This window comes from Amycolatopsis thermalba, assembly GCF_003385215.1.
GTDB classification, from domain to species: domain Bacteria; phylum Actinomycetota; class Actinomycetes; order Mycobacteriales; family Pseudonocardiaceae; genus Amycolatopsis_E; species Amycolatopsis_E thermalba.
The window spans coordinates 1-1072 of record NZ_PQHW01000222.1 but is presented as its reverse complement, the minus strand read 5'-3'; the positions used below and the strand labels follow the sequence as shown (position 1 = coordinate 1072).

Here is a 1072-nt window from a genome sequence, read left to right as displayed (position 1 = left end):
TGTATCCGGCCGTTAGGTTGGTAGCCGGCTGATGGGCGGTCGTCCTCCGAGTGCGCTGTGGCGGCGTTCAGTGTTGTAGTGCTCGATCCAGGCTGCAAGTGCTGCTGCTCGTGCCTCGTTGCTGGTGAAGGCGTGCCGGTAGGCCCACTCGGCCTGGAGGGTGCGGTTGAGGCGCTCGACTTTCCCGTTCTGCCAGGGGCAGTGGGGCCGGATGAACTTGTGTGTTGCGCCGAGTGCTGCGACCGCGGCGGCCATGTCGCGTGATCGTCGGTAGCTGAGGTGGTTGTCGGTGATCACGCGCTCGATACGGGAGATCCCGTGATCGGCGAAGTAGGCGGCGGCACGCAGTAGGAACGCCGCGCAGGTCGAGCCCTTCTCGTCGGGCAGGATCTCGGAGTAGGCCAGGCGGGAGTGGTCGTCGACGAGTGAGTGGACGTAGTCGTAGCCGATGCCGCGAGCACGGACCTGTTCACTGCGGCCGTGGACACGCCAGCCACCGCCGTCGGGGATCTTGCCGAGCTTCTTGACGTCCATGTGGACCAGCTCGCCCGGTCGTTCGCGTTCGTAACGGACGCCGGTTGCGCGGGAGGCGCGAATGACGTCGCCGGTGATCGGGTCGCACTCGGCCAGGTAGGGCACCTCGTGGCGGCGCAGGATCCGCGACACGGTGCGGGGCGGGAGTCCGAGCTCGAGGCCGATCCAGTCCTGTCCGCGGCGTTCGCGGTGACGTAGGTCTAACACCCGCTGCTCGACCTCGTCGGGCGTGCGGTTGGGGCTCGTGTGTGGGCGTGAGGAGCGGGTGACCAGGCCAGACTCGCCTTCGGCGGCGTAGCGGTCGATCCAGGTCTTCACACACTTGCGGGACACGCCCATCGCTTCGGCGATGTGGGCCTGTTTCCAGCCGGCCTGGTGGCGTTGAACGATCAGTCGCCGACCGTGAACCGTCAGCCGGGCACTACCGTGGAACACGAGAACCTCCGGATCGGAGTGGGCCTTAGACAAGCCACATCCCAACCGGAGGTTCTCCTTTACTCAGCCAGACACGCCGCTACCAACGTCCTGACCGGATACA

1 protein-coding gene is annotated in these 1072 nt (G+C 66.3%); it reads right to left on the bottom strand.

Annotated features, from left to right (window positions below; genetic code table 11):
* Nucleotides 1–12: 12 nt before the first annotated feature.
* The gene (locus D0D15_RS35775) at nt 13–969 is read right to left on the bottom strand and encodes an IS481 family transposase (RefSeq protein WP_094009241.1); all 957 of its coding nucleotides are present in this window, start codon (nt 967–969) and stop codon (nt 13–15) included.
* Nucleotides 970–1072: the final 103 nt, after the last annotated feature.